Source organism: Streptococcus pseudopneumoniae, from assembly GCF_001072315.1.
Lineage (GTDB): Bacteria > Bacillota > Bacilli > Lactobacillales > Streptococcaceae > Streptococcus > Streptococcus pseudopneumoniae_R.
This window is the reverse complement of record NZ_JVLI01000138.1, coordinates 1-4,921: the sequence shown is the minus strand read 5'-3', so window position 1 is coordinate 4,921 and position 4,921 is coordinate 1. Positions and strand designations below refer to the sequence as shown.

The following is a 4,921-nucleotide window of genomic DNA, read 5'->3' as shown; positions in this document are numbered from 1 at the left end:
TAAGACTGACGAAGTCAGCTCAAAACACTGTTTTGAGGTTGTAGATAAGACTGACGAAGTCAGTAACCATATATCTACTCCAAGGTGAAGCTAATGTGGTTTGAAGAGATTTTAGAAGAGTATAAATTGTCTTTTAGAAAAGGAGCCTAGTATGAAAGTCTTTCAGCATGTAAATATCGTGACTTGTGATCAAGATTTCCATGTCTATCTAGATGGAATCTTAGCAGTCAAGGATTCTCAAATCGTCTATGTCGGTCAAGAGAAGCCAGAGATTTTAGATCAGGCTGAGCAGATTATAGACTATCAGGGAGCCTGGATTATGCCTGGTTTGGTCAATTGCCATACCCATTCTGCTATGACAGGATTGAGAGGAATTCGGGATGACAGCAATCTCCATGAATGGCTCAATGACTATATCTGGCCTGCAGAAGCTGGGTTTACACCAGACATGACTATCAAAGCGGTCAAAGAAGCTCTGACAGAAATGCTCCAGTCAGGGATAACAACCTTTAATGATATGTATAATCCCAATGGTGTAGATATTGAACAGATTTATCAGGCAGTGAAAACTTCCAAGATGCGTTGTTATTTCTCACCGACTCTTTTTTCTTCAGAGGCAGAGACAACTGCTGAGACTATAAGCAAAACTCGAACAATTATTGAGGAAATTATTGGATATAAAAATCCAAATTTCAAGGTGATGGTAGCCCCACATTCTCCCTACAGCTGTAGTAGAGACTTGTTGGCAGAAAGCTTGGATATGGCAAAAGAGTTGAATATTCCTATCCATATTCATGTTGCGGAGACTAAGGAGGAATCTGGCATTATCCTGAAACGATACGGCAAACGTCCCCTCGCCTTTCTAGAAGAACTGGGTTACTTAGACCATCCGTCTGTCTTCGCTCACGGGGTCGAATTAAACGAACGAGAAATTGAACGCTTGGCAACCTCTCAAGTGTCTATTGCCCACAATCCTATCAGTAACCTCAAATTGGCATCAGGGATTGCTCCGATCATTCAACTGCAAAAAGCAGGAGTGGCAGTAGGAATTGCGACGGACTCGGTTGCTTCCAATAACAATTTAGATATGTTTGAGGAAGGACGGACTGCAGCCCTTCTTCAGAAGATGAAAAGTGGAGATGCCAGCCAATTTCCTATCGAAACAGCTCTCAAGTCACTGACAATTGAAGGGGCTAAGGTCCTTGGAATGGAAAATCAGATAGGAAGCCTAGAAGTAGGTAAACAGGCAGATTTTCTCGTCATTCAACCAGAGGGGAAAATCCATCTCCAACCTCAGGAAAATATGCTGTCCCACCTAGTTTATGCTGTCAAATCCAGTGATGTTGATGATGTCTATATTGCTGGAGAACAGGTTGTTAAGCAAGGTCAAGTCCTGACAGTAGAACTTTAAAAGAAAAATAAAACATTGATGTTTCATGGTCATTAACCTTGACGAACCTCTCCAAAAACGATATAATAAGAAAGTTGAGAATTGATTTTCACTTGTCTTAGTCCAGAGAAATGGCGGTGCTGCGAGCCATCTAAGCTAGGAAGTCATGCTACTCAATCATACAATTGCATAAGAATAAGAGAATGACAAGTTCATTGAATGAAGGTGGTACCGCGGTTTTTCGCCCTTCGTGATATGAGCTTGTCTTTTGATTTTTGGAGGTGTTGATGAAAACATTTCTTGTCAAACAAAAGTTTCGTCTTGGAGGCGAACGCTTCGCTATCAAGGATGACAGGGGAGAAATCGCCTATCAGGTAGAGGGATCATTTTTTAAGATTCCTAAAACTTTTACCATCTATGATGCGGCTGGTGAACAAGTCAGTGAGATTAGTAAAGAAATCTTTACCTTGCTTCCTCGTTTTGAAATTCAGCTTAGGGATGGCTCGAGTTTTGTCATTCGTAAGAAGTTGACCTTCTGGCGAGATAAATATGAGTTTGATAATCTAGGTCTTCGTATCGAGGGCAATATCTGGGATTTGGATTTCAAATTGCTGGATGATCGCGATCAGTTGATTGCGGAAATTAAGAAGGAACTCTTCCATCTGACCTCTACCTACACTGTAACGGTTCTTGAGGACGCTTATGAAGATCTAGTCATTTCCCTCTGTGTCGCGATTGACTATGTGGAAATGCTGGAAAGCCAATCACATTAAACAAGTAAATAAGGAGACAATATGAAACAACTATCTAGTGCACAAGTACGCCAAATGTGGCTTGATTTCTGGGCGACCAAAGGTCACTCAGTAGAACCATCAGTGAGCTTGGTTCCTGTAAATGACCCAACTCTTTTGTGGATCAACTCTGGGGTAGCAACCCTTAAGAAATACTTTGACGGGACCATCATCCCTGAAAATCCACGTATTACCAATGCGCAAAAGGCCATCCGTACCAACGACATTGAAAACGTAGGGAAGACTGCACGTCACCATACCATGTTTGAAATGTTGGGGAACTTCTCTATTGGTGATTACTTCCGTGACGAAGCCATCACTTGGGCTTATGAGCTTTTGACAAGCCCTGAATGGTTTGACTTCCCAGCTGAGAAACTTTACATGACCTACTATCCAGATGATAAAGATTCTTATAACCGCTGGATTGAGGTAGGAGTGGACCCAAGTCATTTGATTCCGATCGAGGACAACTTCTGGGAAATCGGTGCAGGACCTTCTGGACCAGATACAGAGATTTTCTTTGATCGTGGAGAGGCTTTTGACCCAGAAAATATCGGTCTTCGCCTGCTTGCAGAAGATATTGAAAACGACCGTTATATTGAAATCTGGAACATCGTTTTGTCACAATTTAACGCAGACCCTGCGGTTCCTCGTAGCGAATACAAGGAATTGCCACACAAGAACATTGATACGGGCGCTGGTTTGGAGCGTTTGGTGGCAGTTATCCAAGGGGCTAAGACCAACTTTGAAACAGACCTCTTCATGCCAATCATTCGTGAAGTGGAGAAATTGTCTGGTAAGGTTTATGACCAAGATGGCGACAACATGAGCTTCAAGGTCATCGCTGACCACATCCGTTCACTTTCATTTGCCATCGGTGATGGTGCCCTTCCAGGAAATGAAGGTCGTGGTTATGTCCTTCGTCGTCTTCTCCGTCGTGCGTCTATGCATGGTCAAAAATTGGGAATTAACGAGCCTTTCCTTTATAAACTCGTTCCAACTGTTGGAAAAATCATGGAAAGCTACTACCCAGAAGTGCTTGAAAAACGTGACTTTATCGAAAAAATCGTGAAGAGCGAGGAAGAGTCATTTGCTCGTACCCTTCACTCAGGTCAACACTTTGCAGAAACCATTGTAGCTGACTTGAAAGCGAAAGGTCAAAACGTTATCGCGGGACAAGATGTCTTCAAACTCTACGACACATATGGATTCCCAGTTGAATTGACTGAAGAAATCGCTGAAGAAGCTGGTATGACTGTGGACCGTGAAGGATTTGAAGTAGCTATGAAAGAACAGCAAGAACGTGCGCGTGCGTCAGCTGTCAAGGGTGGCTCAATGGGGATGCAAAATGAAACCCTTCAAAACATCACAGTGGAAAGTGTCTTCAACTACAATGCTAGCCAATTGTCTTCTAAATTGGTGGCTATTGTGGCAGACAATGCAGAAGTAGAAGCTGTGTCAGAAGGAACTGCCTCACTTATCTTTATGGAAACGCCATTCTACGCTGAAATGGGTGGACAGGTCGCTGACCACGGACAAATCTTGGATGAGTCAGGTAAGGTTGTGGCTACTGTGACAAATGTTCAAAAAGCACCAAACGGACAAGCTCTTCATACAGTTGAAGTCCATGCACCACTTGCTTTGAACCAAGAATATACGCTGGCAATTGATACAAATCGTCGTCACCGTGTCATGAAAAACCACACTGCGACTCACTTGCTCCATGCGGCTCTTCACAATATCCTTGGCAGCCATGCAACTCAGGCAGGTTCGCTTAATGAAGTAGAATTTCTTCGCTTTGACTTTACCCACTTCCAAGCAGTGACTGCTGAAGAATTGCGAGCGATTGAACAACAAGTCAACGAAAAAATCTGGGAAGCTCTTGAAGTGAAGACAGTTGAAACGGATATTGACACTGCTAAAGAAATGGGAGCTATGGCTCTCTTTGGTGAGAAATACGGTAAGGAAGTCCGTGTTGTTACTATCGGTGACTACTCTATCGAGCTTTGTGGTGGTACCCACGTTGGCAACACTTCTGAGATTGGTCTCTTCAAGATTGTCAAAGAAGAAGGAATCGGCTCAGGAACTCGCCGTATCTTGGCAGTGACTGGTAAGGAAGCCTTTGAAGCCTACCGCGAACAAGAAGACGCTCTTAAAGCTGTCGCAGCAACTCTTAAAGCACCTCAACTTAAAGAAGTCCCTCACAAGGTAGAAGGACTTCAAGAACAACTTCGTCAACTTCAAAAAGAAAATGCTGAATTGAAAGAAAAAGCCGCAGCTGCAGCCGCGGGCGATATCTTCAAGGATGTGAAGGAAGTCAACGGTCACCGTTACATTGCTAGTCAAGTGTCTGTATCAGATGCCGGTGCCCTTCGTACCTTTGCAGATAACTGGAAACAAAAAGACTACTCTGATCTTCTTGTCCTAGTTGCTGCTATCGGTGACAAAGTCAATGTTCTTGTAGCAAGCAAGACAAAAGACCTTCATGCAGGAAACCTTGTCAAAGAATTGGCACCTATCGTCGATGGACGTGGTGGTGGTAAACCAGACATGGCCATGGCAGGAGGAAGCAACCAAGCTAAGATCCAAGAATTGTTGGATGCAGTAGCAGGTAAATTGTAATCAAGTAATACTCTTCGAAAATCTCTTCAAACAACGTCAGCTTCGCCTTGGATTTTATATGTGACTGACTTTGTCAGTCTTATCTACAACCTCAAAGCAGTGCTTTGAGCAACCTGCG

Annotated in this window: 3 protein-coding genes; all 3 read left to right on the top strand. The window is 43.3% G+C overall.

Annotated elements, in window-relative coordinates; translation table 11 throughout:
* Window positions 1-151 precede the first annotated feature (151 nt).
* Window positions 152-1,411, top strand: coding sequence for a TRZ/ATZ family protein (locus ADH54_RS07085; RefSeq protein WP_049524590.1), 1,260 nt, complete (start codon window positions 152-154; stop codon window positions 1,409-1,411).
* A gap of 266 nt (window positions 1,412-1,677) precedes the next feature.
* Window positions 1,678-2,163 (top strand): LURP-one-related/scramblase family protein, encoded by a 486-nt coding sequence (locus ADH54_RS07080; RefSeq protein WP_049524589.1) that lies wholly within the window; start codon window positions 1,678-1,680, stop codon window positions 2,161-2,163.
* A gap of 21 nt (window positions 2,164-2,184) precedes the next feature.
* Complete coding sequence (alaS, locus tag ADH54_RS07075) at window positions 2,185-4,803, top strand: alanine--tRNA ligase (RefSeq protein WP_049524588.1); 2,619 nt, start codon at window positions 2,185-2,187, stop codon at window positions 4,801-4,803.
* Window positions 4,804-4,921: the final 118 nt, after the last annotated feature.